The sequence below is a fragment of the Amycolatopsis sp. FDAARGOS 1241 genome (genome assembly GCF_016889705.1).
Taxonomy (GTDB): Bacteria; Actinomycetota; Actinomycetes; order Mycobacteriales; family Pseudonocardiaceae; genus Amycolatopsis.
Window position 1 is genome coordinate 7213724 of sequence record NZ_CP069526.1, and the last position, 25170, is coordinate 7238893.

Sequence of the window (25170 nt, forward strand, 5' to 3'; positions counted from 1 at the left end):
AGTTCTCAGCCTTCGTACGCGTTGAGGGGCGGGCAGGAGCAGACGAGGTTGCGGTCGCCGCGCGCCCCGTCGATCCGCCGCACCGGCGGCCAGTACTTGTTCTTGCGCGACACGCCCGCCGGGTACACCGCGAGCTCGCGGTCGTAGTCGGCGGTCCACTCGCCGACCAGCGACTCCGCCGTGTGCGGGGCACCGCGCAGCGGGCTCGTCTCCGCGGTCCAGCGGCCCGCCGCGACCTCGTCGATCTCGTGGCGGATGGCGATCATCGCCGCGCAAAAGCGGTCGATCTCGCCGAGGTCCTCGCTCTCGGTGGGCTCCACCATGAGCGTGCCCGCGACTGGGAACGACATCGTCGGTGCGTGGAAGCCGTAGTCGATGAGCCGCTTCGCGACGTCGTCGACCGTCACGCCGGTGTCCTTGGTGATGCCGCGCAGGTCGAGGATGCACTCGTGCGCGACCAGGCCGTCCTGCCCGGTGTAGAGCACCGGGTAGTGCGGCGAGAGCCGGGCTGCGACGTAGTTCGCGGCGAGCACCGCGACCTTCGTGGCCGCAGTGAGGCCGGGCCCGCCCATCATGCGCACGTACGCCCACGAGATCGGCAGGATCGAGGCCGAACCGTACGGCGCGCCGCTGATCGGGCCGACGCCGGTGGCGGGGCCGGCCTGCTCCAGCAGCGGGTGGTTCGGCAGGTACGGCGCGAGGTGCGCGCGCACCGCGACCGGGCCGACGCCGGGGCCGCCACCGCCGTGCGGGATGCAGAACGTCTTGTGCAGGTTCAGGTGCGACACGTCGCCGCCGAACTCGCCCGGCTTCGCCAGGCCGAGCAGCGCGTTGAGGTTCGCGCCGTCGACGTACACCTGGCCGCCGCCATCGTGCACGATCTTCGCGAGGCGCTCGATGCCGTGTTCGTACACGCCGTGCGTGGACGGGTAGGTGACCATGATCGCCGCGAGCGTGTTGCGGTGGGTGTCGACTTTGGCCTGCAGGTCTTCGAGGTCGACGTTGCCCTCGTCGGTGCACTTCACCACGACCACGCGCATGCCCGCGAGCACGGCGGACGCGGCGTTGGTGCCGTGGGCCGACGAGGGGATCAGGCACACGTCGCGCTCGGGCTGACCGTTCGCGTGGTGGTACCCGCGGATCGCGAGCAGGCCCGCCAGCTCACCCTGGCTGCCCGCGTTGGGCTGCAGCGACACCTCGTCGTAGCCGGTGACCTCGGCGAGCCAGCCCGAAAGCTGCTCGACGAGCCGGTGGTAACCCTCGGCGTCCTCGGCCGGCGCGAACGGGTGCAGGCCCGCGAACTCGCGCCAGCTGATCGGTTCCATCTCCGTGGTGGCGTTGAGCTTCATCGTGCACGAGCCGAGCGGGATCATGCCGCGGTCGAGCGCGTAGTCCTGGTCGGCGAGCTTGCGCAGGTAGCGCAGCATGGCCGTTTCGGAGCGGTGCGTGCTGAACACCTCGTGGGCCATGAACCCGCTCTCGCGGACAACCCCGGCAGGCAGCGCGGTGGCCGCGGACCAGTCGGTGTCCACTCCGAACACGCGCAGCACCTTCGCGAGGATGTCGGCGCGGGTGACTTCGTCACAGGCCACGCGCACGTGGTCGGCGTCGACGTGACCCAGGTTGATGCCCGCGTCGCGCGCGGCCGCGTGGATCTCGGCGGCGCGGCCTGGGACGTGCGCCACGACCGTGTCGAAGAAGGACTCGTGCACGACCTCCACGCCACCGGCGCGCAGGGCCGCGGCGAAGCCCGCCGCCAGTTCGTGCACGCGGGTCGCGATCGCCTTGAGCCCGTCCGGGCCGTGGTAGACGGCGTACATCGCGGCCAGCACGGCCGGCAGCACCTGCGCGGTGCAGATGTTCGACGTCGCCTTCTCACGGCGGATGTGCTGCTCCCGCGTCTGCAGCGCCAGGCGGTACGCCAGGTTCCCGTCGGCGTCTACGGAGACGCCCACGAGCCGGCCGGGGAGCGAACGCTCGAGACCGGCGCGCACCGCCAGGTAGCCGGCGTGCGGGCCGCCGTAGCCCAGCGGCACGCCGAAGCGCTGCGTCGAACCCGCGGCGACGTCGGCGCCGAACTCGCCCGGCGACGTGATCATCGTGAGCGCCAGCAGGTCCGCGGCCACGGTGTAGAGCGCGCCCGCGGTCTTCGCGGCCTCGGAGATCGCGTGGTAGAAACCGCGCCCGCGCAGCACGCCCGAGGCGCCCGGGTACTGCACGACGACGCCGAAGAACTCCTCCGGCAGGCCGGTGAGCAGGTCGCGCACCTGCACCTCGATGCCCAGGGCCGCGGCGCGCGTGCGCACGACCGCGATGGTCTGCGGCAGGCACTCGGCGTCGAGGACGAGCACGTTCGACTTCGACTTGGACGAGCGGCGCATCAGCGTCATGGCCTCGGCGACGGCGGTCGACTCGTCGAGCAGCGACGCGTTGGCGGTGGCCAGGCCGGTGAGGTCGGCGACCATCGTCTGGAAGTTCAGCAGCGCCTCGAGTCGACCCTGAGAGATCTCCGGCTGGTACGGCGTGTAAGCGGTGTACCACGCGGGGTTCTCGAGCACGTTGCGGCGGATCACGCCCGGCGTGACGGTGTCGGAGTAGCCGAGCCCGATCATCTGCGTCATCGGCCGGTTGAGCGCGGCGAGCGCACGCAGCTCGGCGGTGGCGGCCTCCTCAGACGCGGCCGCGGGCAGGTCCAGGTCACGGGTGGCGCGGATCGCGGACGGGACGGCCGCCTCCACGAGGGCGTCCAGGCTTCCGTAACCGCATTCGGCGAGCATCTTCGCCCGTTCGGCCACGGCGGGGCCGATGTGGCGGGCTTCGAACGGTGTGGAGGTGATGGGAGCTCCTCGGGCCGGGCACCGGGCGCAGCGGTGCGCAGGGAACTCCCCCTCTGTCATGGGCACCTGAGAGTTTCACCGCGCAACGCGGCTTTCACCTTGGGTGAGGCGCGGGTGCGCCTGCTTTCCAGAGTGGCCTCGCACGAAGCGGTAGTGGGTACCTGAGAGATTCCGGGGAGTTTGCTCCTTCGGTGCCCCACTGGTCACATGGGGCTCTCCCGCTCCTGCTCGAACGGCCCGGTATGCAGTTGGGTGTGCGGCCACGGTACCTGCCGCTTCACTCGGCAGTCTACCTCGGACGGTTCACGCCACACCCGCCGAGCCGCTGGTGACAACGCGCTGCTGGCGGGCCTGCTCAGGCAGCGGGACGGGCACTCCCGTGATCTTCGCGGGCCCGGCAAGCAGGGCGCACCCGTCGGCGCAGCGGGTGAGCAGCGCGGCGACGTCGCGGATCTCCTCGTCGCCGCTCGCGAGGCACGCCTGCGCGCACAGCGAAAGCAACCTCGCGGCCTCGGCGCACATCGCTTTCACCGACATCCGCACCACCGCCGTGTCGGCAGCCGGACCCGAACAGCTGTCCAGCGTGTCGGCGCACAAGCGCGACATCGACACGGCGGCCGGCATCACCGGCCCCATCCGCACGAGTTCAGGATCCGTCCGGCGCGCGAACACTCGCCCGCACCGGACCCGGCACAGCTCGCACAGGTCGGCGATCTCCTGCAGCATGGGAGACCTTCGGCGGATCGGCATGACACCCTCCCGGATCGGGCGGCCGGACCGGCCGCCGACCGTTCCGGTCTACCCACGCCCGAACCGCGTGCGGGAGTTCGCCACCGGAACAGGCGGAAGATCAACCCGTCGCGGTGACGTCCTCGTCCTGCTGCAGCCCGGCTACAGAGGAGTGACGTAGGCGCCCGAGATGCCACCGTCCACGAGGAACTGCGACGCCGTGATGAAGCTGGCATCGTCGCTGGCCAGGAACGCGACCGCGGCCGCGATCTCCTCCGGTTCGGCGAAGCGGCCGAGCGGCACGTGGACGAGCCGCCGCGCCGCGCGTTCCGGATCCTTCGCGAAGAGCTCCTTGAGCAGCGGCGTGTTGACCGGTCCCGGGCACAGCGCGTTGACGCGGATGTTCTCCCGCGCGAACTGCACCCCCAGCTCGCGGCTCATCGCGAGCACACCGCCCTTCGACGCGGTGTAGGAGATCTGCGACGTCGCCGCGCCCATGACCGCGACGAACGACGCGGTGTTGATGATCGAGCCGCGGCCCTGGCGCCGCATGTGTGGCAGCGCGGCCTTGCAGCACAGGTACACCGAGGTCAGGTTCACGCGCTGGACGCGGTCCCACGCCTCGAAGTCAGTGGTGAGGATCGAATCGTCCTCGGGCGGCGAGATGCCGGCGTTGTTGAACGCGACGTCGACCGAACCGTAGGTGTCCACGGCCGTCCGGAACAGCGCCTCCACCTGCTCCGGGTCGGTCACGTCGGCCGGCACGAACAAGCCGCCGACCTCGTCGGCCGCTGCCTTCCCGGCGTCGGGCGAGACGTCGCCGATCACGATCTTCGCGCCCTCGCTCGCCAGCCGGCGCGCCGACGCGAGGCCGATGCCGCTGGCCCCGCCCGTGATCACCGCGACGCGGCCCTCGAAACGCTGCACCATGGGTCTCATTCCTCCGTGCTCAGGAATACGTTCTTGGTCTCGGTGAAGGCCGCCGGCGCGTCGGGGCCGAGCTCACGGCCGAGGCCGGACTGCTTGAACCCGCCGAACGGCGTCCAATAGCGCACCGAGGAGTGCGAGTTGATCGAGAGGTTGCCGGCCTCGACACCGCGCGCGACGCGGAACGCCCGCCCGGCGTCGCGGGTCCAGATCGACCCGGAGAGGCCGTAGTCGGTGTGGTTGGCCATGCGGATCGCGTCGGCCTCGTCGGTGAACGGGACGACGGCCACGACCGGGCCGAAGATCTCGTCGGTGGCCAGGGGATCGGCCAGGCTCGCCGGCGTCACGACGGTGGGCGCGAACCAGTAGCCGGGCCCGTCGGGCGCGCTGCCGCGGAACGCGACGGGGGTGTCCTTCGTGACGTACGACGAGACCTTCGCGTGGTGCGCCGCGGAGATGAGCGGACCCATTTCGGTGGTTTCGGCGCCGGGATCGCCGACCACCACGCCCTTCACGGCGGGTTCCAGCAGCTCCATGAACCGCTCGTGCACGCTCTGCTGCACGAGGATCAGCGAACGGGCACAGCAGTCCTGGCCGGCGTTGTCGAACACGCCGTAGGGCGCGGTCGCGGCGGCCTTCTCCAGGTCGGCATCGGCGAACACGATGTTGGCGTTCTTGCCGCCGAGCTCCAGCGTCACGCGCTTCACCTGTGCCGCGCAGCCGGCCATGATCCGTTTGCCGACCTCGGTCGAGCCGGTGAACACGATCTTGCGCACCAACGGGTGGTCCACGAACCGCTGCCCGACGACCCCGCCCTTGCCGGGCAGGACCTGGAACACGTCCTCGGGGATCCCCGCTTCCCGCGCCAGCTCGGCGAGCCGCAGCGCCGTGAGCGGCGTCAGCTCGGCGGGCTTGAGGACCACGGTGTTGCCGGCCGCCAGCGCCGGCGCGAACCCCCAGCCGGCGATCGGCATCGGGAAGTTCCACGGCACGATCACGCCCACCACGCCCAGCGGCTCGTGGAACGTCACGTTCAGCCCGCCCGGCACGGGGATCTGCCGGCCGATGAGGCGTTCCGGCGTCGCGGAGTAGTAGTCCAGGACGTCGCGGACGTTGCCTGCTTCCCAGCGCGCGTTGCCGATGGTGTGGCCGGAGTTGGTGACCTCGAGCCGGGCGAGGTGCTCGAGGTCCGCCTCGACAGTGTCGGCGAAGCGGCGCAGCAGCCGCGCGCGGTCGCCGGGCGCCACCGCGCGCCACGCTCCGAACGCCGCGTGCGCGCGCGCGATCGCCGCGTGCGCGCGCGCGATCGCCGCGTCGGTCTCTTCGGCACTCGTGAGCTCGACCGTCCGCACCAGCTGCTCGGTGGCGGGGTTGAGCACGTCGAAGACCGCCGGCGTACTCCCTCCCGCGGCGGCGTCGAAATCAGTGGTCATGCCTCCCTCTCAGCGTTTTCGCCGGCTGCGCGGACCAGTGCCGCGAACAGCCGCACGTCGTCGGTGTCCTGTTCGGGGTGCCACTGCACGCCGAGCACGAACTCGGCGCCGGGCAGCTCCGCGGCCTCGACAGTGCCGTCGGGCGCGTGCCCGGAAGCGATGAGGCCGGCGCCGAGGCGCTCGATCGCCTGGTGGTGGTAGCACTGGCCCTTCGTCTCGGGCCCGAGCAGCGCCGCCGCGCGCGTGCCGCCGACGAGCTTGATACTGCTGGTGCCGAACGTCGCGGGCGCCGGCTGGTGCGCCGTGTCGCCGAGCGCATCGGGCAGGTGCTGAGTGAGCGTGCCGCCGAGGGCCACGCTGATCACCTGCAGCCCGCGGCACACGCCGAGCACCGGTTTGTCGGCCGCGCGGGCCGCTTCGAACAGACCGAACTCGAAGGCGTCGCGGTCCGGGCGCATGTACGTGGCGGCGTGCGGCTCGGCGCCGTACCGGTGCGGCTCGACATCGGCGCCACCGGTGAGCACGAGCCCGTCGACGCGGTCGACGAGGCTCGCGTACGCGTCGGTGACCGGCGGCAGCAGCACCGGGATCCCGCCGGCGGCGACCACGCAGTCGGCGTACACGCGCTGCAGCAGCGTCGCCTGCGTGTCCCAGGCCAGGAACTTCGCCTGCTCGACGTAGGTGCTCAGCCCGATGACGGGCCGGCTGCCGGATGACTCAGAGGCGTTCGAAGCCACGGATCAGCTCCCAGTCGGTCACGGCCTTCTCGAACGCGTCCCGCTCCACGCGGGCCGCGTTCAGGTAGTGGTCGACCACCTCGTCGCCGAACGCCGCGCGCGCGATGCGGCTCCCCGAGAGCACGTCGGCGGCTTCACCCAAAGTGGTGGGCACGGTCGGTTTGTCGGAGCCGTACGCGTTGCCCGTGAACTCCGGCTCCAGCGGCAGCTCGTTCTCGACGCCGTGCAGGCCGGCGGCGATCAGCGCGGCGACGGCGAGGTACGGGTTCACGTCGCCGCCCGGCACGCGGTTCTCCACGCGCAGCGAGTCGTCGTGGCCGACCACGCGCAGCGCGCAGGTGCGGTTGTCCGTGCCCCACGCGACGGCGGTGGGCGCGAAGCTGCCGCGCACGAACCGCTTGTAGGAGTTGATGTTCGGGGCGAAGAAGTAGGTCAGCTCGCGCAGCGCGGCCAGCTGCCCGGCGAGGAAGTGCTGCATCAGCTTCGAGAAGCCGTGGTCTCCGTCGCCGGGGAACACGGTCTTGCCGTCCGTCGTGCGCAGGCTGAGGTGGATGTGGCAGGAGTTGCCTTCGCGTTCGTTGTACTTCGCCATGAACGTGAGGCTCTTGCCCTCCTGCGCCGCGATCTCCTTGGCGCCGTTCTTGTAGACGCTGTGGTTGTCGCACGTGGTGAGCGCCTCGGCGTAGCGGAAGGCGATCTCCTGCTGGCCGGGGTTGCACTCACCCTTGGCCGACTCGGGGTAGAGGCCGGCGCCCGCCATCTCGTTGCGGATGCGGCGCAGCAGCGGCTCGATGCGGGCGGTGCCGAGCATCGAGTAGTCGACGTTGTACTGGTTCGCGGGCTTGAGGTCCTGGTAACGCTTGTCCCACGCGGCTTCGTAGCTGTCGTCGAACACGATGAACTCGAGTTCGGTGCCGACGAACGCCTCGAGGTCGCGTTCGGCGAGCCGCTCGAGCTGGCGGCGCAGGATCTGCCGCGGCGACACCGTGACGGGGCCGCCGCCGTCCACGCGCTCGACGTCGGCGAGCACCAGCGCCGTGCCTTCGTGCCACGGCAGCCGGCGCAGGGTCCTGAGGTCGGGGCGCAACACGAAGTCGCCGTAGCCGGCCTCCCACGAGGAGATCGCGTAGCCGTCCACGGTGTTCATGTCGACGTCGACGGCGAGCAGGTAGTTGCATGCCTCGGTGGCGTGCCCGGCCACCTGTTCGAGGAAGTACTCGGCCGAGCAGCGTTTGCCCTGCAACCGGCCCTGCATGTCGGTGATCGCGACGAGCACCGTGTCGATCGAACCCGCCGCGACCTGCTCCCGGAGCGCATCGAGCGTCAGCAACCCTCGCCTGCCTGCCATCGCACCGCCCAAAGGTTTGGATGGGATCCTTTGAGGGTTCTTCCTACCTGCACCGGGCTCGCGCGGTCAATCTGGCCAAAGGTAGTTTTTTGGTCCTTTGCGTTAACGTCGCGTATGTCCGGGTTGCCCGGCTGAGAAGAATCTGTGAATCGTGGGGTTGCGGGACCAAACCGGCCACGGGGAACGTTGAACGGGCAAGAGAGGTGAGAGGGATGACAGAAGCATTCACGCAGACCAGGTTCAGCCAGCAGCAGGCGCGGCCGCAGTTCCCGACCCCGCCCACGGGCTGGCCGATCGGCTCCTACGATTCCTACGAGAAGGCCCAGGCCGCGGTCGACCACCTCGCGAGCACCGACTTCCCCATCGCCGACGTCACCATCGTCGGCGTCCAGCCGATGCTCGTGGAGCGCATCGCGGGCCGCATGAGCTGGGGCAAGATGCTCTCCAGCGCCGCCATGTCGGGCGCTGTGTTCGGCCTGTTCCTCGGCTTGGTGCTCAGCCTGCTCAACCCCGGCGCCGGCCTGCTGTCGATCGTGATCGGCCTCGTCGCCGGTGTCGCCTTCAACCTGCTGTTCGGCGCCCTGGGCTACGCGGCCAATCGCAACAAGCGCGGTTTCGTCTCGCAGAGCCAGCTCGTCGCCCAGCGCTACGACGTGCTCTCGCAGCCCCGCAACGCGGAAAAGGGCCGCGCCCTCCTCGCCGACCTGGCCGCACGCTCGGCGTTCGGCCACTGACCGAGCACCCGTCGACGTAGTTCCCGAAGCTCGGGCGCCCGGATCTCCGATCCGGGCGCCCGAGTTCTTTTGTGGCCACCCGGTCCGTCGGGGACCACTCAGGACGCGGGTCGCGCGCCTCGCCGGCGGGCTCCCGCCTGCCGCCTCTTACTCCCCATTCCGGCTCGCCGGGCCTCGGGCGCCCCGGGCACGCCGCTCCACCGCGGCACCCAGGGGTACTCCGCACCGGCGCCCACCGTGCGGTTCGCCAGATCATCCAGAGTTGCACGGCTACGGCCAGATCCGCCGGCGAGGACGGCGATCCTCGAAATCGCACAGATCGCCTGCTTGGCCGCGCCGAGGAACCACGAGAAGCAGACCTTGATACGGACCGCTCCGGTTGCCTGGCACCACCGTTGGGGGTGCAGGTGGAACCGTGGGTGGCGGATCAGCCGGCGCCGACGAGCTCGGTGATCTCTCCGCCTCCTGGCATGAGCTAGTGCCACCTCGCGGCGATGAGCCGTTGTCCCCGGAATCTTCTCGGGCGCCGGCGACATCGCGCCGCCAGTGAACCATCCTGCGCGGAGAAGACGGGGAAGCAGCCTCGACCTCTGCTCCCCCGCCCCCGCGCGGCTCTACCTCGTGGGCGGAGCGGGACTCGACGTCGAGGTCGGCTTCGCGGCGGAGCTGGCGGGCGCAGCGGACGAGGGCGGGGTAGCCGACGACGTCGGCGTCGGGATGGCCGCTGCGAAGGGGACGCCGGTTTCTTCGTGGCAGTAGGGGCGGTAGCCGTTGTAGCCGTCGCGGTTGCCGCGGTCGTCCTGCGTGCCCTGGACGAGCCGCGGGCGCGGGAAGCGGTTGTCCTCGCCGAGCTTGGACTGCGCACCGGTGCCGGCTTCGCAGCCGTAGCGCGTGACGGTGAGCGGGCGGCCCTGGTCGTCGTACAGGTAGACGTCGGCGAGCGGCTTGCCCGACGCGTCGAACGCGTACACGTTCTGCAGTTCCTCGTCGCCGTAGCGCAGCTGCTGGTTGCCGTAGGTGTCGATCGTCGGCGAGGAGTACGACGTGGTGTCCGGGTAGTACGACCGGTGCGCGATCAGGTCGATCGCCGCGCCGAAGCCGCCGAACGCGCCGCCGATCACGAACGCCGACACCGGCACCGCGAGCCACAGCAGCCGCCGGTCGGTGCGCGCCTTCGGGCCGGCCCAGACCACCGCGGCCGCCGCCGCGATGAGGAACGGCAGCAGCAGTGCCGCGTACGTGTGCCGCACCATCAGCAGCAAGCCGAACGCGAGCAGCACCACCGCGCACACGATCCACCACGCCGGCTTGAGTGAACGCAGGTACGCCATCGCCTTGTCGTCCTCGCGCTCGGCGCGCCACGACCGCACCGACTCGCGTGCCCGCACCACCTCGGGCAGCTCCAGCACGGCGGAAACGCCGCGGCGGAACAGGAACACGAGGCTCAGCGCCAACACCGGCACCAGGATCAGCAGTCCCAGCAACGCATCCGGGTCGAGCTGCACCGCCGCCGTGAACGCGAACAGCGCGAGCCCCAGCGCGCAGAACACCAAGCCCCACAAGGCGAACCGCGCGCCGAACAACCCCGGTGTCTTCCCCGGCGCCAGCACGACCGTCGCCGCCTCCCCCGACGAAGGCGGCGACGGGTAACCCCCGGACGCCCGCAGCTCGGCCGCGTAGCTCTCCGGCGTGCCGAGCCGTTCGATCAGCGCCTCGACCCGCGCGTCGGCCCCCAGCTCGGACTCCATTTCGGCCAGGTGCGGCCGGACGTCCTCCAGGATCTCCTCGATCTCGCCCGCGGGCAGATCGGCGAGCGCGGTGCGGACCCTCGCCAGGTACACCCGCACGGCGGTGGGCTTCTCCGTACTCATGCTGCCTCTCCCAGTAAGACGTTCATCGTCGACGCGAAGCTGTGCCACGTCTTCCCCGACTCGGCGAGCCGCGCCCGCCCCGGCTCGTTCAGGCTGTAGTACTTGCGGTGCGGTCCCTCTTCGCTGGGCACCACGTACGACGTCAGAAGGCCGGCTTTGAACAGCCGCCGCAACGTGCCGTACACGGAGGCGTCCCCCACTTCCTCCAGGCCCGCGACGCGAAGTCTTCGGAGCACGTCGTAGCCATACCCGTCCTCTTCACGCAGCACGGCCAGCACCGCCAGGTCCAGCACTCCCTTGAGCAGCTGACTGATCTCCACGGCACCCTCCAGTCTTGCGCTCGAAACAGTACCACGCATTGCGCAGTAGTGTGCACGGCGGACGGCCATTCGGTGCATCCGTGTTACTCGAACAGGACGAAGATCAGGCGAGGAACGACGGGGTACAGCCGTCCGCTCGGCTGCCTGATCGCCGACACCGCCGCCAAGCCGGTGCCGCGCGATCGTGAAGCGCCGGCCGTCGACACCGCGCGTCCATCGCGGCGAAAGCCTGATCCGTCAGGCGAACACGTCCGGCTCGCCCCGGGTTGCGCGGCGCACGGCGGCGACCACGGCCGAGTGCCGCCACGCCCGCGTGACTTCGACGAGCCACTCGGCTTCCGCGCGAACGTCCGCGGGAACCGCCCCGCCGGACGGCGCGTCGGCGTCGTCGGGCTGGTAGCGGTGGCCCGCTTCCCGCGCGACGAGTGCCGCGGCGAGGGTGGCGGCGTCGACGGTTGCGGCGACCGACCGGGCGGGGACGCCGGCGAGCCGCGCGCGGTCCACGACGCGCTCGGGCAGGTCCGGGTCGAAGTACGGCCGCAGGGCGAGGTGCCCGTCGCGGATTTCGATGACACGGCGGTAGAGCGCGAATTCCGCGCCGCCCGCGAGGCCGCGCGCCGGGTCGAGCGCGATGCCCGGCACCGCCTCGTGCAGGACCGTCCACAGTGGCTCGATCCGGCGGTAGGCCCGGTATGCCCGCAGCCATCGCAAGGGCGCGGCCAGCGACGGTCCCCACACCGACAACGTCGAGCCCGCCACCGCGAGCACGACGCACGCGGCGCCGAGCGCCGCGGCCGGCAGGTCCTCCGCCGCCTCGACCCCGCCGGTGGACAGGAGCGACGCGACGTCGTCGAGGTCCCACAGCGTCCACGCGACCGCGGCCACGACACCCGCGAAGATCAGCCACAGCCCGGCGCGCAGCGAACCCGAGCGGGCGCGCGCGGCGAACCGCGCGAAGAACACCGCGACCAGCACGAGACTCAGCACGCCGTAGGTGATGAACACCAGCTCGTACGCCACGAAGAACGACCGCCCCGCCGCCGGCACCACCGTGTCCTCCCCGGACCGGCGCGGACCGGCGAGCACGAACAGCACGACCTCGGTGGTGATCACGCACCACGACAGCACCGCGTGCCGGCCCAGCCGCGCGGCCGCGCCGAAGCGCATCGAGCGCGTGAACGCGACCGTGAAGCCGATCGCGCCGAACTTGGCGAGGTCACCGGCCAGCGGCGAGTAGTCCGCGTACCAGCGCTCATCACCGGCGAGCGCGTCCAGGGCCGGCATGCCCTCGGCGATGCCGAACGCGATGCAGATGCCGAACCCGGCGAGGTACCAGAGCGTCCGCGCCGGCTGGTGGCGTCCGGCCTCCAGCAGCTTCACCCCGAAGCCGGCGAACCCCAGCACGCAGGCCAAGTACGCCAGCGTCTCGATCACGGGGCCCGGCGGCGCGAGCGGCCGCCGAACATGCCGTCCATGCGAGCCATGCCGCGGTCGGGCTCGGCGGGCCGCGGCGCCTGCGCCCGCGCCACGCGCTGCGCGATCAGCGACGCGACGAGCTCGGCTTCCTGCTCCTCCACCGCGCTGTACGTGGTGCGCCCGAGCACCCGGCGGACGAGCTCCGGCGAGAGGTTCGGCATGAGCACCCGGCTCACGGCGGCGTCGATGGCCGCGCCGTCGGCACCGGCGTCGGAGCCGACGTGCCCGCACAGCAGGTGCCCCACCTCGTGCAGCAGGATGTGGCGCCGGTGCAGGGCCGTGGTGTTCGTGGGGTACAGGATGTAGTCGGCTCGCGCGGTGCTCATCAGCAGGCCGCACGGCCCGCCGGACGGCGCGTTCACCGGCATCAGCTCGATGGGCCGGCCGCGATCGGCGGCGATGCCCGCCACGAACTCCCCGGCGTCGAACGGCTCGGGCACGACTGGTGTCCCGGCCAGCCGGCGGCACCGCCGCCAGAGCTCGCGCCGCCGGTCCGCCACGGGTCAGTCCTCCTTCTTCGTGCCGCTCTTGGCCGCCTCCCTCCGCGCGATCGCGTCGATCATGTCGCTGATCGTGTCGAGCCCGTCGGGCGAGAGCGTGACCGCCCGCAGCGCCACGTCGCGGACGCCCGCGTCGCGCAGCGCACCCAGCAGGGCCAGCTCTTCGGCGATCTTCGCGCTCTGCCCGTCGTCGAAGAAGTATGCCGGAGGAACGCCGAAAAACTGCGCGAGCGCTTCGAGATGACGCTTCGTGGGATTGTCGCGACGGCCAGTGCGCAGCTGCCAGAGGTACGTCGTGGAGAAACTCTCGCCCGTGGCCTCACGGCACGCGCGGGCGACCTCCTCGTGGCTGTACTGCTCGCGGTCGGGCCGCCGCACCACGTGGAACAACTGGTCGATCTTGTCGGCGAGCGACGACTTGCCCGGCTCCGTCATGCGACTCCTCTTCCGCCGCGTTCATCCTAGTTGATCGCCTCTGGAGAAGCATCAACGCGAGCTGCGGGGCCGGGGCTGGCACTTCGGGCACGAGTAGGACGAGCGGTTCATGAACGGTTCCCGCCGGATCGCGGTCCCGCACCGGCGGCAGGGTAGTCCCTCCTGGCCGTACGCGTCGAGGGATCGGGAAAAGTACCCGGATTGGCCGTTCACGTTGACGTACAACGCGTCGAACGACGTGCCGCCCACCGCGAGCGCGGCGGTCATGACGTCGCCGGCCGCGGCCAGCAGCGCCCGGCCCTGCGCGGCGGTGAGCTTCTCGGTGAGCCGCGTGCCGTGCAACTTGGTGCGCCACAAGGCTTCGTCGGCGTAGATGTTGCCGACGCCGGACACGAGGGTCTGGTCGAGCAGCGCGCGCTTCACCTCGGTCCGGCGCGACCGCAGCGCCTTCACGGCGGCGTCGGGGTCGAACCTCGCGTCCATCGGATCGCGGGCGATGTGCGCGATGGTGCCGGGCAACAGATCGCCTTCGACGTCGAGCAGGTCGTCGAGTGAGAGGCCGCCGAACGTACGCTGGTCGACGAACCGCAACTCTGGCCCGTCGTCGTCGAAGCGCACGCGAACACGCAAGTGCTTCTCGTCCGGCGCACCTTCGGGCTGCACCAGCATCTGGCCGCTCATGCCGAGGTGCGCGAGCACGGCCTCACCGTGCGAGAGCTCGAGCCACAGGTACTTGCCGCGCCGGCGCGCCCCGGCGATCTCGACGCCGGCGAGCCGGCCGGTGAAGTCCTCGGCGCCGAGGGCGTGCCTGCGGATCGCGCGCGGGTGCAGGACCTCGACCTTGCTGACGGTGCGACCGGCGACGTGCGCCTCGAGACCGGCGCGGACGACCTCGACCTCGGGAAGTTCGGGCATGCCGTCCATTCTGCCCGCGCGGTACGACAGTCTCGGACCGCGGCGGGCGTCAGCCTTCGGACTTGGCTTCGCCCGATCCGCCGGAGCCGTCTCCCAGCTCTTCGGACAGGGCGCGCCACGCCGTCTCGGCGGCCTTCTGCTCGGCTTCCTTCTTCGTGGTGCCGGAGCCGCGGCCCAGATCCCGTCCCGCGACGAGCACCGTGGCGGTGAACTCCTTGCGATGGTCCGGACCGGTGTCCTCCACGCGGTACTCGGGCACGCCGAGGCCCGCGGAGGCGGTGAGCTCCTGCAGGCTGGTCTTCCAGTCGAGGCCCGCACCCCGCAGGGGCGCCTCGGCCAGCAGGCCGTCGAAGAGGTGGTGCACGAGCTTGCGCGCGACCTCGATGCCGTGGGCGAGGTAGGTCGCACCGATCACGGCCTCGAGACCATCGGCGAGGATGCTCGCCTTGTCCCGGCCGCCGGTGAGCTCTTCGCCCTTGCCCAGCAGCAGGTGCGCCCCGAGCCCGCCTTCGCCGAGCCCGCGGGCGACGCCGGCCAGCGCGTGCATGTTCACGACGCTGGCGCGCAGCTTCGCGAGCTGGCCCTCCGGCAGATCGGGGTGCGTGGTGTACAGGTGGTCCGTGACGACCAGGCCGAGCACTGCGTCGCCGAGGAACTCCAGCCTCTCGTTGGGCGGGAGCCCACCGTTCTCGTACGCGTACGAGCGGTGGGTCAGCGAAAGCCGAAGGAGCTCGGGGTCGAACTCGACCCCGAGCGCCTCGAGCAGTTCTGTGGGATCGGCCGCGGGTCCCCCGGCGGACTTACCCCCCATGGTCGGCTGCCCGATCAGGCGGGCTCGACGACCTGGCGGCCGTTGTGCTGGCCGCACGTCGGGCACGCAACGTGCTGGAGCTTCGGCTGGCGGCAGGCGCGGTTGGAGCAGGGCACCAGCTGAACCGGAGCCGCCTTCCACTGGCTGCGGCGGGCGCGCGTGTTGGATCGCGACATCTTCCGCTTCGGGACGGCCACGAGTAGATCTCCTTCAAACTGTCTGCTCGCGGTCGCGAGCCGAACTGACTTCTCCCGGATCGAGCTGGACGCTCGTCAGGCTTGCTCTCCGGAGCCGTGCGCAGGCTTTTCGCCCGCGTTCTCGTCGAATCGCTCGACCAGCGCGGCCCACCGAGGGTCTATCTTCTCATGCCCGTGTCCGGGCTCGAGATCGGCCCACTTGACACCGCATTCGGTGCACAGTCCGGCGCAGTCCTCCTGGCACAGCGGCACCAGCGGGAGGGCCAGTACCACGGCGTCGCGGACGACCGGCTCGAGGTCGATGCGATCGTCGACGAGTCGCGGGATCTCGTCCTCGTCCGTGGTCTCCTCGGTGGCGGAGCCGGGGTAGGCGAACAGCTCGGTGAGCTCGACCTCGACGTGCTCGGTCAGCGGGTCGAGGCAGCGCGAGCACGTGCCGGTGGCCGTGGCGCTCGCGGTGCCGCTGACCAGCACGCCTTCGACCACGGATTCGAGGAGCAGGTCGAGCTCGATCGTGGAGCCGGCCTCGATGGAGATGACGTCGGGCACACCGAGCGCGGCTTCGAGCGGCACGCTGCGGCGCACCTCGCGGCTCAGGCCGGCGTGCCGGCCGAGCTCGCGCGTGTCGACGACCCACGGGCTCTTGTCGTCGAGCTGCGCGGGGCGGGTGTTCGGGGCGGGGTTCTCGGACATCGCTCACCAGGGTACGCAGGGTGCGCCACCTCTTTCGAGCTGGTGCCGAGCGTCACGCCGCCTGCTGGTCCCCCACCGGGCCCCGACCACCGCCGTGGCCGGGAACCCCCAGGTCAGACCTGGTAGTCGTACAGCGTCGAGCGCCCGCCACCGCTGCCGCCGAGGTTCATCGGGGACCGGAGGTGGTTGCGGCCGGAGTCGACGGTGCGCAGGGTCGTCGCCAGCAGCTCCGAGAACTCGGCCAGCTTGCCGTCCACGTACGCGTCGCATTCGGCGCGCTGGCGGTCGGCCTCGGTGTGGGCCTCGTCGACGATGCGCGCGGACTCGGCGTGCGCGGCCTGGACGACCTCGGTCTGCGAGACGAGCCGGGCCTGCTCGGCGCGGGCGTCCTCGATGGCGCGGTCGTAGGCGTCGCGGCCGGCCTGGATCATGCGCTCGGACTCGGCGCGCGAACGCTCGGTGAGGTTCTGGTACTCGGCCTGCCCGGCGGCGACCATGCGCTCGGCTTCGTCGTGGGCGTCGCCCATCATCTGCTCGGCGCGGGCCCGCGCGTCAGCGAGGATCCGCTCGGCCTCCGACGTCGCGTCGGACACCGTGCGCTCGGCCTCCTCGTTGGCGGCGGCGACGGCCTCGCCGGCTTCCTTGCGGGCAGCGTGCAGCAGGTCGTCGCGCTTGTCGAGCACGTCCTGGGCGTCGTCGACCTCGCCGGGCAGCGCGTCGCGGACGTCGTCGAGCAACTCGAGGACGTCGCCGCGCGGGACGACGCAACTGGACGTCATCGGCACCCCGCGGGCCTCTTCGACGATCGTGACGAGCTCGTCGAGCGCCTCGAAAACCCGGTACACGGCCACTCCCTCAAGCATTGATCCCCGTTCCCTACCGATCAGTCTGCCCGCTCCGCAGCCTGAACCGGTGAACGCGCGCCGGACTGGGCGTGTCCTCTCGAGAACGCCTCATGACGCAGCGTGCCGCCCCACCCGGACGGGGTGGAGCGGCACGGAAACGGCCGGCGGGGTCAGGCGTTCAGGTCGATCGCCTTGAAGGTGACGTAGCGATCCGGCGTGTAGGCCAGCTCGCCGCCCTTGCCCTTGATCACGCGGTCGTCGGTGCCCACCGGGAACAGCTGGTAGTAGCCCGTGGAGCAGGCCGGGAGCACGCCCTCGCGGTTCTCGTAGGTCTGGCCCGTCGCGCCGTTTCGCACCTGGTTCACGACCGACTTCGCGGCGGAGGACAGAGTCGAGTAGCCGATCTTGGCCAGGCCGGAGAGGTTGCCGCAGGAGCTGGTGCCGGCACCGCCGCCGTTGACGTCGATGACCTTGAACGTGGCGTAGTGGTCGCCGGTGTAGAAGTACTCGCCGCCCTGACCGGTGATGATCCGGCGGGTGCCGCGGTTGCTCGCACCGGGCGTGGGCACCGTGTACTCGTGGTAGTAGCCGGAGGAGCAGGACGGCAGGATGCCTTCCCGGTTGTCGAAGACGACGCCGTCGTTCTGCGGGTACGGGAAGGGCCCGCCCTTCTGGATGAGGTTGTAGGTCGTGGTGGCTTCGGCGGGCAACGCGGACAGCGTCGTGTGCGAGAAGCCGGATAGGTTGCCGCAGGAGTTCTGCAGCACAGAAGCCCCAGTGGCCGGGACAGCGGGTGCCGCGACCGCGGCGGTGCCGAACCCGAGGAAACCGACCAGCAGGGCGAACAGGACCGCAGTCAAGCGCGAACGGTGGTTGGCCATTTTCGGACCGTAACCCGATGGGGTGGTCGTCAGGCTGCCGTCAAGTGAACAGCTTTCAGCTTGCACCGAAGTCCCGACGATGGTCGCCACCCGATCGGGGGAAAACGTCCCGTGAACGCGCGAAACCCCGGAGTCAGGCCTGCTTCGGGAACACCTTGCTGAGCCGTTCGAACACGACCGGCGGCACGAGGCGCTCCACGTCGCCGCCCAGCGCCGCGACCTCCTTCACGAGCGAGCTGGAGACGAAGCCGTAGGCCGGGTTGTTGGCCATCAGCAGCGTTTCAAGCCCCGTGAGCTCGCGGTTCATCTGCGCCATCTGCAGCTCGTAGTCGAAGTCGCTCACCGACCGCAGTCCCTTGGCGACCGCCGCGATGTCGTTGTCCCGGCAGTAGTCCACGAGCAGGCCCTGCCACGAGTCGACGCGCACGTTCGGCAGCTTCGCGGTGATCTCGCGCAGCATCTCCAGCCGTTCCTCGACGCTGAACAGGCCCTTCTTGTTCTTGTTCACCCCCACTGCGACCACGACTTCGTCGAAGAGGAGGGACGCCCGCTCGATGATGTCGAGGTGCCCGTTGGTGGCCGGATCGTAGGAACCGGGACAGACCGCACGCCGCATGCGCGGACGCTACCAAGCCGCGACAGCTCGCGCGCGCTTCGTGATGACTGCGTCACACCTGTGCTCGACGGGTGTACTCGGCCCAGTGCAGCGCGGTGTCGCCGTACTTCTTGTCCCGGGTCGGGGTGAAGGCGGCCGGCCAGTCCGGCGCACCGTCACGAGCGGCCCGTTCGATCACCACGAGGGCACCGTCGGTGAGCCAGCCGCCCTCGTCGAGCGCGGCCAGCACCTTGCCGAGTGCGGCGGCGTCGACGGCGTACGGCGGATCGGCCAGCACGAGGTCGAACTCGGCGGCCGCGGGCGCGGCCACCACGGCCTCGACAGGCGCGGCGCGCACGGTGCCACCCAGGCCCAGCGCTCCGACGTTGCCGCGCAGCACATCTGCGGCCCTGCGGTCGGCTTCGACGAACCACGCGTCGGCGGCGCCGCGGGAGAGGGCTTCGAGGCCGAGCGCGCCGGAGCCGGCGTAGAGGTCGAGCACGCGCACGCCCTCGAGCTCCCCCGCCACGTCGAGGGCGTTGAACAGGGCTTCGCGCACCCGCTCCGACGTGGGCCGGGTGCCCTTCGGCGGCACTTTCAGCCGACGGCCGCCCGCCTTCCCCGCCACGATCCTCGTCATCCCGTCATCTTCGCGGACGTCCACGATGTGGTGTTGGACAGGACTTGCTGAATCCGCCGCGCGCGGGCGCGTAGAGTCGTTCTTCGCCCTCCAGAGGCGGTCGAGCTGTTTAGGGAGAGTTTGGTGTCGGAACCCCGGGTGCGACGAGCGGAGATCGCCGTCGAACAGGCCCACGTGGATCGGGTCTACACCCGGCTCGCCGAGCTGCGCCAACAGGCCGAGGCGATGCGCACGAAGGGCTACGAGATCGGTCAGGGCGCGCAGCGCGAGGCCATCTTCGAGCAGGCGTCGATGCTGTTCGAGCGCGACATGATGGTCTACCACGCGAACCAGACCCTGCAGACGCTCGACGCCGAGTACGAGGGCCTGGTCTTCGGCCGGCTCGACCACCTCGACCGCGAGCACATCTACGTCGGGCGCCTCGGCATCCGCGACAACGAGTTCGACAACCTCGTCACCGACTGGCGCGCCCCGGCGGCCGCGGCGTTCTACCAGGCCACGGCGGAAGAGCCGATGGACGTGGTGCGCCGTCGCGTGATCCGCTGCTCCGGCCAGACCGTGCTCGACGTCGACGACGACGTGCTGATCCCCGACGCCGTGCCGGAGGACATGCAGGTCGTCGGCGAGGGTGCGCTCATGGCCGCGCTGGGCCGCTCGCGCGGCGAGAAGATGCGCGACATCGTCGCCACGATCCAGAAAGAGCAGGACGAGGTCATCCGCGCGCCGTGGCGCGGGGTCACCGAGATCACCGGCGGGCCGGGCACCGGGAAGACGGCCGTCGCCCTGCACCGCGCGGCGTACCTGCTCTACCGCCACCGCCGTCAGCTCGGCGGTGCGGGCGTGCTCGTGATCGGCCCGTCGGGTGTGTTCACCTCGTACATCTCGCGCGTGCTGCCGTCGATGGGCGAGACGAACGTGGAGCTGCGCGCGCTGGGCGAGGTGCTCGACGGGCTCGCGGCGACCCGCCAGGACAACTCCGAGCTGGCCGCGATCAAGGGTTCGCTGCGGATGCGCAAGGTGCTGCTGCGCGCGCTGCGTGACACGCCGCCCGAGGCGCCGCAGGAGTTGCGGATGGTCTACCGCGGCGAAGTGCTGAAGCTCTCGGCGCGTGAACTGGAGAAGGTGCGCCGCAAGGCCCACACGCAGGGTGCGCCGCCGAACCGGGCGCGCGTACGCACCGCCGAGCTGCTGCTGGCGGCGCTGGCCGACAAGGCCGAGGAGTACGCGAAGGCGGACGGCAAGGAGATCGATCGCGCGGAGCTGATCAACGACCTCGGCGAGCGCATCGACTTCCACCGCTTCCTGGTGGTGTGGTGGCCGATCCTTTACCCCGCGCAGATCCTCAAGTGGCTCGGCGACGAGAAGCGCCTCGCCGCCGCGTCGAAGGGCGTGCTCAACCGCCACGAGATCACCGTGCTCGCCGCCGACTTCGCCGACCGCTCGCGCGGCTGGACCGTCGCCGACGTCGCCCTGCTGGACGAGCTGCGCGTGCTCGTGGGCCCGGAGCCCAAGCGGCGCCGGCGCCAGCAGGTGATCGAGGCCGCCCCGGAGCGCGGCAGCACGGGCGCCGCCCCGCACCGGCCCGAGCACTACGACGAGTACTCCCACGTGGTCGTCGACGAATCGCAGGACCTCTCCCCCATGCAGTGGCGCATGGTCGGCCGCCGCGGCAAGTACGCGAGCTGGACCGTCGTCGGCGACCCGGTGCAGAGCTCGTGGCCGGACCCCGAGGAGGCCGCCGCCGCGCGCGACCAGGCCTTCGGCGTGAAGACGGCCAAACGCCGCTACACGCTGCGTACCAACTACCGCAACTCGGCGGAGATCTTCGACCTCGCCGCGAAGGTCGTGGCCGGTCACGCCGAGCCCGGCGAGCTGCCAAAGGCGGTCCGGACCACCGGCATCGAGCCCGAGGTGCGGCCCGTCGAAGCGGCTGCGCTGGAAGGTGCGACGCAGGCCGCGGTGAAGGAGCTGCTCGGCGCCGTGGAGGGCACCGTGGGCGTGATCACGGCCATGGACCGCGTCCCGGAGATCGCGGGCTGGTTCGCCGACCAGACCGACGAACGCCTCAAGATCGTCGGCAGCCTCGACTCCAAGGGCCTCGAGTACGACGCCGTCGTGCTGGTCGAGCCCATGGACCTCGTCACGGAGTCCTCCACCGGCAGGCGGGTCCTGTACGTCGCCCTGACCCGGGCGACGCAGCAGCTGATCGTGCTCGCATCCGACCCGGACTGGCTGCCGCAGAGCTGACGCCGCTGACACCGCTGACACCCCCGACATCTCTGACGCGCCGGGAAGGGAACAGCGGGCCTGTGCGTTACTGCTGATCGTGAGTTCCCTGTCTGACGTGCCGCTGTCCGTGCTCGACCTCGCGCCCATCTCGGAGGGCCAGGGGGTCGGCGACGCCCTGCGCAACACCATCGACCTGGCCCGCCACGCGGAGCGGCTGGGGTACCGCCGCTACTGGCTCGCCGAGCACCACAACATGCCGGGCATCGCCAGCTCGGCGACGGTCGTGCTGATCGGTTCGGTGGCCGGCGCCACGGAGTCCATTCGCGTCGGCTCCGGCGGGATCATGCTGCCCAACCACGCGCCGCTCGTGGTGGCCGAGCAGTTCGGCACCCTGGAGGCGCTGCACCCCGGCCGCATCGACCTCGGCATCGGGCGCGCGCCCGGCACCGACCAGCGCACGGCGCTCGCGCTGCGCGGACCCGGCGGACTCACCGCCGAGAACTTCCCGGAGCAGCTGATGGAGCTGCTCGAGTACTTCGAGCGCGATCCCGCGCGCGGCGTCAACGCCGTGACCGCCGAGGGCAACAAACCGCCGCTGTGGCTGCTGGGGTCCTCCGGTTTCAGCGCGCAGCTCGCCGGACGGCTCGGGGTGCCGTTCTCGTTCGCGCACCACTTCGCGTCGGAGAACACGTTGCCGGCCGTGCAGCTGTACCGCGAGAACTTCCGCCCGTCGGAGGTCCTGCAGGAGCCGTACGTGATGCTCGGCGTCGCCGTCGTGGCGGCCGAGACCGACGAGCGCGCGCAGTTCCTCGCCGGGCCGAGCGGGCTGTCGTTCCTCAGCCTCCGCCGCGGCCGCCCGGTCGCCTTGCCGACGCCAGAGGAAGCCGCCGAGTACCCGTACACGGAGGCGGACCGCGCATTCCTCGCCGACCGCTTCGGTTCGAGCGTGATCGGCTCGCCGGAGACCGTCCGCAAGGGACTCGAGCAGCTGCTCGCCGACAGCGGCGCGGACGAGCTGATGATCACCACCCAGGTCCACGGGCACGAGGACCGCGTGCGCTCCTACGAACTCGTGGCGAGCCTCAAGGATTGACGTCGAGCGGAAGAGAGATCCCGGTCCACGTGGCCGGGATTTTTCTTTCCACTGTCGCGTTGCTCAGCGCTGCGTTGTCCACTGAGGACTCCGGCGTGGCGACGGCAGCACCTCAGTCGGCGGGAATGGCCCGGGCCAGGGGCCGGCTGTCGAGCGGCGCGGGGCGGTCGCGCGCAGGACCAGCGCCATTTCGAAGCGAGCGGCGGGATCGCGCAGCCGGTGGCCGAAGGTGGCCTGGAGCTGGCGCATGCGGTAGCGGACGGTCTGCGGGTGGATCTGCAGGAGTTCGGCGATTTCGACGACGTTGCCCTGGCTGTCGAGCCACGCGCGCAGCGTCTCGAGGAGCCGTTCCTGCTGTTTGTCCGTCATCCCGGCCAGCGGCGCGAAGAGGCGGGCACGCAGCACGTCGACCAGCGCGGCGTCGGAGTTCACCAGCAAGTCGCCGAGGTGGTCCTCGGCGCGGTGCACGCGGCGGTGCGCGATGCGTCCGCGATCAGCGAGCCTCAGGGCGGCGCGAGCCCACCGCAGCGAGTCGGCGAGGCAGCCGAGCGGCACACACGGCCCGACCGACAGCCGGTGGTCCGGCAACGCAGCCTGCAGCGTCGCGAGGCGCGCGCTGTCGACGGCTCCGGGCACCACGATGCGCGGCTGCGCGCCCTCCAGTTCGAAGAGCAGGTCGGAGTCGAGCGTGACGTGCCGGCGAAGGCGCGTGATGGTCATCGGCTGCAGAGCGATCGGCGACGCCACCTCGGGTACCGCCCAGCCGGTGAGCTGCGCGAGATCGCAGATCGTCTTCGCGGGTGCGGCCGGATGTTGCAGCAGCAGGTCGAGCAGCCGGTGCCGCCACATCTCGAGCGCGCCTGCCGTCCGGGCCTTGGCTTCGAGGTACCCATCGAGCGCGACGGACGCCAGTTCGTCCATGAACGCCAGCATCGCGTCGGCGAGCTGCGACACGACCGCCGACGACAACCCGCTCCGCCGCCCGACGTCCATGATCCGCCGCCACGACACCCGCGCGCCGACGCGGTACGCCGACTGCAGCGTGTCCAAGCTGCGCCCCTCGCGCATCTCGTTCTGCCCCAGCCGGTGGTGCACCTCGTGCGACTGCTCTTTCGACACCGCCGGGTCCGCGATCTGCTCGACGAACAGCTTGATGGCGTACTCCACTCCCGCCCGGATCGGTTTCCCGCACTGTCCGTCCAGCAGCCGCGCATACACCGGAATCGTCACCCTGATCTCGTCGACGATTTCCGTCGCCAGGCTGGCGAGCTCGGGGCGCAGGATTTCGGCCAGCCTCCGCGGCATCTCCGCCGACGGCACAGCGCGCTCGAGTCCCCGCTCCACCGTCATCGCAGCTCCTTTGCCCCGCTCCGGTTCCCGGCCATCGGCACCCCATCGGCAGCCCCCTCGGCAGCCGATGGGGTGACACAGGACACATCGAAAAACTCACGCCGAATGTGTCACCTTTCGCCGGACAAACAGATTTCTTGTCACCGGCGTGACAAGTTCGCGCGGTCCCACTGACAAAGTCCGAGAACGTACCGCCGACCGCGCCGGAAAAGGCGTACGAACGGACGAACACGCCACCCCCTTCCGATCGCCCCAGGCCCACCGCGCCAGCGCACGGACTCCACCGCCGTGCAGCGGGTCCACCCGCGACACAACCACCCTGCAGAGATCGCGATCCCTCGCAGTTCCCACCCGGGGCCGGCTCCTCCGCCTGCCAACCAGCGCGTTGCGCATCGATCTGCGCGGCACTCATCCGTCTTGTACCATGTGCTTGATACAATATGGGAGTGCTTGCGATGGACCTCGGCTCAGCGCTCGGTGCCGCTCTGGTTTGCGGCTTGTTCGGCCTGGCGATCCTGATCGTCTTGTGGCCGGGACAACGGCAGGGCGCGCACCTGCTCGCCAAGTGGGGCCTGCCGCGCGCGACGCCCGAGCAGGTGGGCGTCGCGGTGCGCTACCTGCGGCGCCGGCGGTTCTGGTATCCGTGGCTGTTCGTCGGGCTCCCCCTGATTCCGGGCGCGTCGCGTCTGGCGGACTCGTCCGGCCTCGGCACGATCGTGGCCGTGCTGCTCCTGGGCGGGCTCATCGCCGAGGTGCTGGCCCAGCGTCCGACCCCGGGCTCGCGGCGCGAAGCCGTGCTCGCACCCCGCGGCGTCCTCGACTTCGCTCCCCTGTGGGCGATCATCGCCACCGGGCTGCCCGCGGTCGCCGCCGCGGTGCACCTGGCGGTGCTCGGCGAGTGGGTGCGGTTCGCCGTGACGCTCGCGTCCGCCGCCGTCGCGTGCGGCGTGGTGCTGCTCGCCGTGCGGCGCCCGGCCACCGGTGATCCCGACGTCGACCTCGCCCTACGCTGCCGCAGCGCCCACGTCGCCCTCGGGCTCGCCACGGCGACGTGCGCCGTCACCGCCCGGCCCGGCGCCACGTTGCCGTCGTTCCTGGCGTTCGTGGGGACGCTCGCCGCGTTCCTCGCCATCGCCTCGCCGCCGCGGAAGCTGCCGGCGACGGCGGCGGCGAAGTAGATGCCACTGCGAGTGGTCGTCGACACCGACAACGGAGTCGCCCCGTGGCGCCAGGTCCACGACCAGATCGTCCACGCGATCAGCACCGGTGCCGTGCCCGTCGACGCTCGGCTCCCGCCCATCCGCCAGCTCGCCCGCGACCTCGGGCTGGCCGCGGGCACAGTCGCCCGCGTCTACCGCGAACTCGAAGCCGCCGGCTGGGTCACCACCGCTCGCGCCCGCGGAACCGTCGTCACCGGCGCCGCCGAGCCGCCCGACCGCGCGGCCCTGCTCCGCACCGCGGCCGACGACTACGCCCGGCGCGTCCGGGAGCTGAACGTCGACGTGGCTGAAGCCGTCGAGGCCGTGCGTGCGGCACTCGCCGAGAGCCGGCCCTGAGCCGCGCTCACCCGGTGC

General features: G+C 71.0%; 25 protein-coding genes and 1 riboswitch. Of the genes, 5 read left to right on the top strand and 20 right to left on the bottom strand.

The genetic code is table 11. From position 1 onward, the window contains the following. Positions 1–5: 5 nt before the first annotated feature. From gcvP to I6J71_RS35175, 6 genes are all read right to left on the bottom strand, one after another. Positions 6–2897 (bottom strand): aminomethyl-transferring glycine dehydrogenase, encoded by a 2892-nt coding sequence (gene gcvP, locus I6J71_RS35150; protein WP_239154094.1) that lies wholly within the window; start codon positions 2895–2897, stop codon positions 6–8. A gap of 78 nt (positions 2898–2975) precedes the next feature. Next, positions 2976–3068: riboswitch (glycine riboswitch) on the bottom strand. Between the two features lie 72 nt (positions 3069–3140). Then, positions 3141–3563 carry a hypothetical protein gene (locus I6J71_RS35155; protein ID WP_204090787.1) on the bottom strand — a complete coding sequence of 141 codons (423 nt, stop codon included), beginning with the start codon at positions 3561–3563 and terminating at the stop codon, positions 3141–3143. 165 nt (positions 3564–3728) lie between these two features. Beyond that, complete coding sequence (locus tag I6J71_RS35160) at positions 3729–4496, bottom strand: 3-oxoacyl-ACP reductase (RefSeq protein WP_204090788.1); 768 nt, start codon at positions 4494–4496, stop codon at positions 3729–3731. A gap of 5 nt (positions 4497–4501) precedes the next feature. Further along, entirely contained in the window at positions 4502–5926 is a 1425-nt protein-coding gene (locus I6J71_RS35165) for an aldehyde dehydrogenase (RefSeq protein ID WP_204090789.1), read from the bottom strand. Further along, the gene (locus tag I6J71_RS35170) at positions 5923–6663 is read right to left on the bottom strand and encodes a gamma-glutamyl-gamma-aminobutyrate hydrolase family protein (protein WP_204090790.1); all 741 of its coding nucleotides are present in this window, start codon (positions 6661–6663) and stop codon (positions 5923–5925) included. Before I6J71_RS35170 ends, I6J71_RS35165 begins: the two co-directional genes overlap by 4 nt. After that, positions 6644–8011, bottom strand: coding sequence for a glutamine synthetase family protein (locus I6J71_RS35175; protein ID WP_204090791.1), 1368 nt, complete (start codon positions 8009–8011; stop codon positions 6644–6646). Before I6J71_RS35175 ends, I6J71_RS35170 begins: the two co-directional genes overlap by 20 nt. Before the next feature lie 212 nt (positions 8012–8223). Here I6J71_RS35175 and I6J71_RS35180 point away from each other — a divergent pair, with 212 nt between their 5' ends. Next, on the top strand, positions 8224–8745 hold the full coding sequence (locus I6J71_RS35180; protein WP_204090792.1) for a general stress protein: 522 nt from the start codon (positions 8224–8226) through the stop codon (positions 8743–8745). 614 nt (positions 8746–9359) lie between these two features. Here I6J71_RS35180 and I6J71_RS35185 read toward each other — a convergent pair. From I6J71_RS35185 to rsmD, 13 genes are all read right to left on the bottom strand, one after another. Continuing rightward, entirely contained in the window at positions 9360–10616 is a 1257-nt protein-coding gene (locus I6J71_RS35185; RefSeq protein WP_204090793.1) for a hypothetical protein, read from the bottom strand. Next, positions 10613–10936: a PadR family transcriptional regulator gene (locus I6J71_RS35190; RefSeq protein WP_204090794.1), complete on the bottom strand. Its 324-nt coding sequence runs from the start codon at positions 10934–10936 to the stop codon at positions 10613–10615. The genes I6J71_RS35185 and I6J71_RS35190 overlap by 4 nt, the downstream gene beginning before the upstream one ends. Positions 10937–11173: 237 nt before the next feature. After that, positions 11174–12370 (bottom strand): MAB_1171c family putative transporter, encoded by a 1197-nt coding sequence (locus I6J71_RS35195; protein ID WP_204090795.1) that lies wholly within the window; start codon positions 12368–12370, stop codon positions 11174–11176. Next, on the bottom strand, positions 12367–12912 hold the full coding sequence (locus I6J71_RS35200; RefSeq protein WP_204090796.1) for a hypothetical protein: 546 nt from the start codon (positions 12910–12912) through the stop codon (positions 12367–12369). The genes I6J71_RS35195 and I6J71_RS35200 overlap by 4 nt, the downstream gene beginning before the upstream one ends. Before the next feature lie 3 nt (positions 12913–12915). Then, positions 12916–13347 (bottom strand): helix-turn-helix transcriptional regulator, encoded by a 432-nt coding sequence (locus tag I6J71_RS35205; protein WP_204090797.1) that lies wholly within the window; start codon positions 13345–13347, stop codon positions 12916–12918. A gap of 51 nt (positions 13348–13398) precedes the next feature. After that, a complete protein-coding gene (mutM, locus tag I6J71_RS35210) occupies positions 13399–14262 on the bottom strand; it encodes a bifunctional DNA-formamidopyrimidine glycosylase/DNA-(apurinic or apyrimidinic site) lyase (RefSeq protein ID WP_204090798.1) in 864 nt (287 codons plus the stop codon). Between the two features lie 49 nt (positions 14263–14311). Further along, on the bottom strand, positions 14312–15073 hold the full coding sequence (gene rnc, locus I6J71_RS35215; RefSeq protein ID WP_204090799.1) for a ribonuclease III: 762 nt from the start codon (positions 15071–15073) through the stop codon (positions 14312–14314). A gap of 14 nt (positions 15074–15087) precedes the next feature. Continuing rightward, positions 15088–15270: a 50S ribosomal protein L32 gene (rpmF, locus tag I6J71_RS35220; RefSeq protein ID WP_204090800.1), complete on the bottom strand. Its 183-nt coding sequence runs from the start codon at positions 15268–15270 to the stop codon at positions 15088–15090. Positions 15271–15345: 75 nt separating this feature from the next. Beyond that, positions 15346–15963, bottom strand: coding sequence for a DUF177 domain-containing protein (locus I6J71_RS35225; protein ID WP_204090801.1), 618 nt, complete (start codon positions 15961–15963; stop codon positions 15346–15348). A gap of 113 nt (positions 15964–16076) precedes the next feature. Next, on the bottom strand, positions 16077–16808 hold the full coding sequence (locus I6J71_RS35230) for a DivIVA domain-containing protein (protein WP_204090802.1): 732 nt from the start codon (positions 16806–16808) through the stop codon (positions 16077–16079). Positions 16809–16978: 170 nt separating this feature from the next. Further along, positions 16979–17689, bottom strand: coding sequence for a ribonuclease domain-containing protein (locus I6J71_RS35235; protein ID WP_204090803.1), 711 nt, complete (start codon positions 17687–17689; stop codon positions 16979–16981). Between the two features lie 133 nt (positions 17690–17822). Further along, the gene (coaD, locus tag I6J71_RS35240) at positions 17823–18305 is read right to left on the bottom strand and encodes a pantetheine-phosphate adenylyltransferase (RefSeq protein WP_204090804.1); all 483 of its coding nucleotides are present in this window, start codon (positions 18303–18305) and stop codon (positions 17823–17825) included. A 52-nt stretch (positions 18306–18357) separates the two neighbouring features. Continuing rightward, positions 18358–18924, bottom strand: a complete 567-nt coding sequence (rsmD, locus tag I6J71_RS35245; protein ID WP_204090805.1) for a 16S rRNA (guanine(966)-N(2))-methyltransferase RsmD — start codon at positions 18922–18924, stop codon at positions 18358–18360. A gap of 123 nt (positions 18925–19047) precedes the next feature. Here rsmD and I6J71_RS35250 point away from each other — a divergent pair, with 123 nt between their 5' ends. Then, positions 19048–21171 (top strand): ATP-binding domain-containing protein, encoded by a 2124-nt coding sequence (locus I6J71_RS35250; RefSeq protein ID WP_204090806.1) that lies wholly within the window; start codon positions 19048–19050, stop codon positions 21169–21171. 79 nt (positions 21172–21250) lie between these two features. After that, positions 21251–22246 (top strand): LLM class flavin-dependent oxidoreductase, encoded by a 996-nt coding sequence (locus I6J71_RS35255; protein WP_204090807.1) that lies wholly within the window; start codon positions 21251–21253, stop codon positions 22244–22246. Between the two features lie 63 nt (positions 22247–22309). On the opposite strand, the gene I6J71_RS35260 is transcribed toward I6J71_RS35255, so the two are convergent. Then, positions 22310–23596, bottom strand: coding sequence for a CdaR family transcriptional regulator (locus I6J71_RS35260; RefSeq protein ID WP_204090808.1), 1287 nt, complete (start codon positions 23594–23596; stop codon positions 22310–22312). Positions 23597–24051: 455 nt separating this feature from the next. Here I6J71_RS35260 and I6J71_RS35265 point away from each other — a divergent pair, with 455 nt between their 5' ends. Then, the gene (locus tag I6J71_RS35265) at positions 24052–24774 is read left to right on the top strand and encodes a hypothetical protein (RefSeq protein WP_204097392.1); all 723 of its coding nucleotides are present in this window, start codon (positions 24052–24054) and stop codon (positions 24772–24774) included. Further along, the gene (locus tag I6J71_RS35270; protein ID WP_204090809.1) at positions 24775–25152 is read left to right on the top strand and encodes a GntR family transcriptional regulator; all 378 of its coding nucleotides are present in this window, start codon (positions 24775–24777) and stop codon (positions 25150–25152) included. Positions 25153–25170 lie beyond the last annotated feature (18 nt).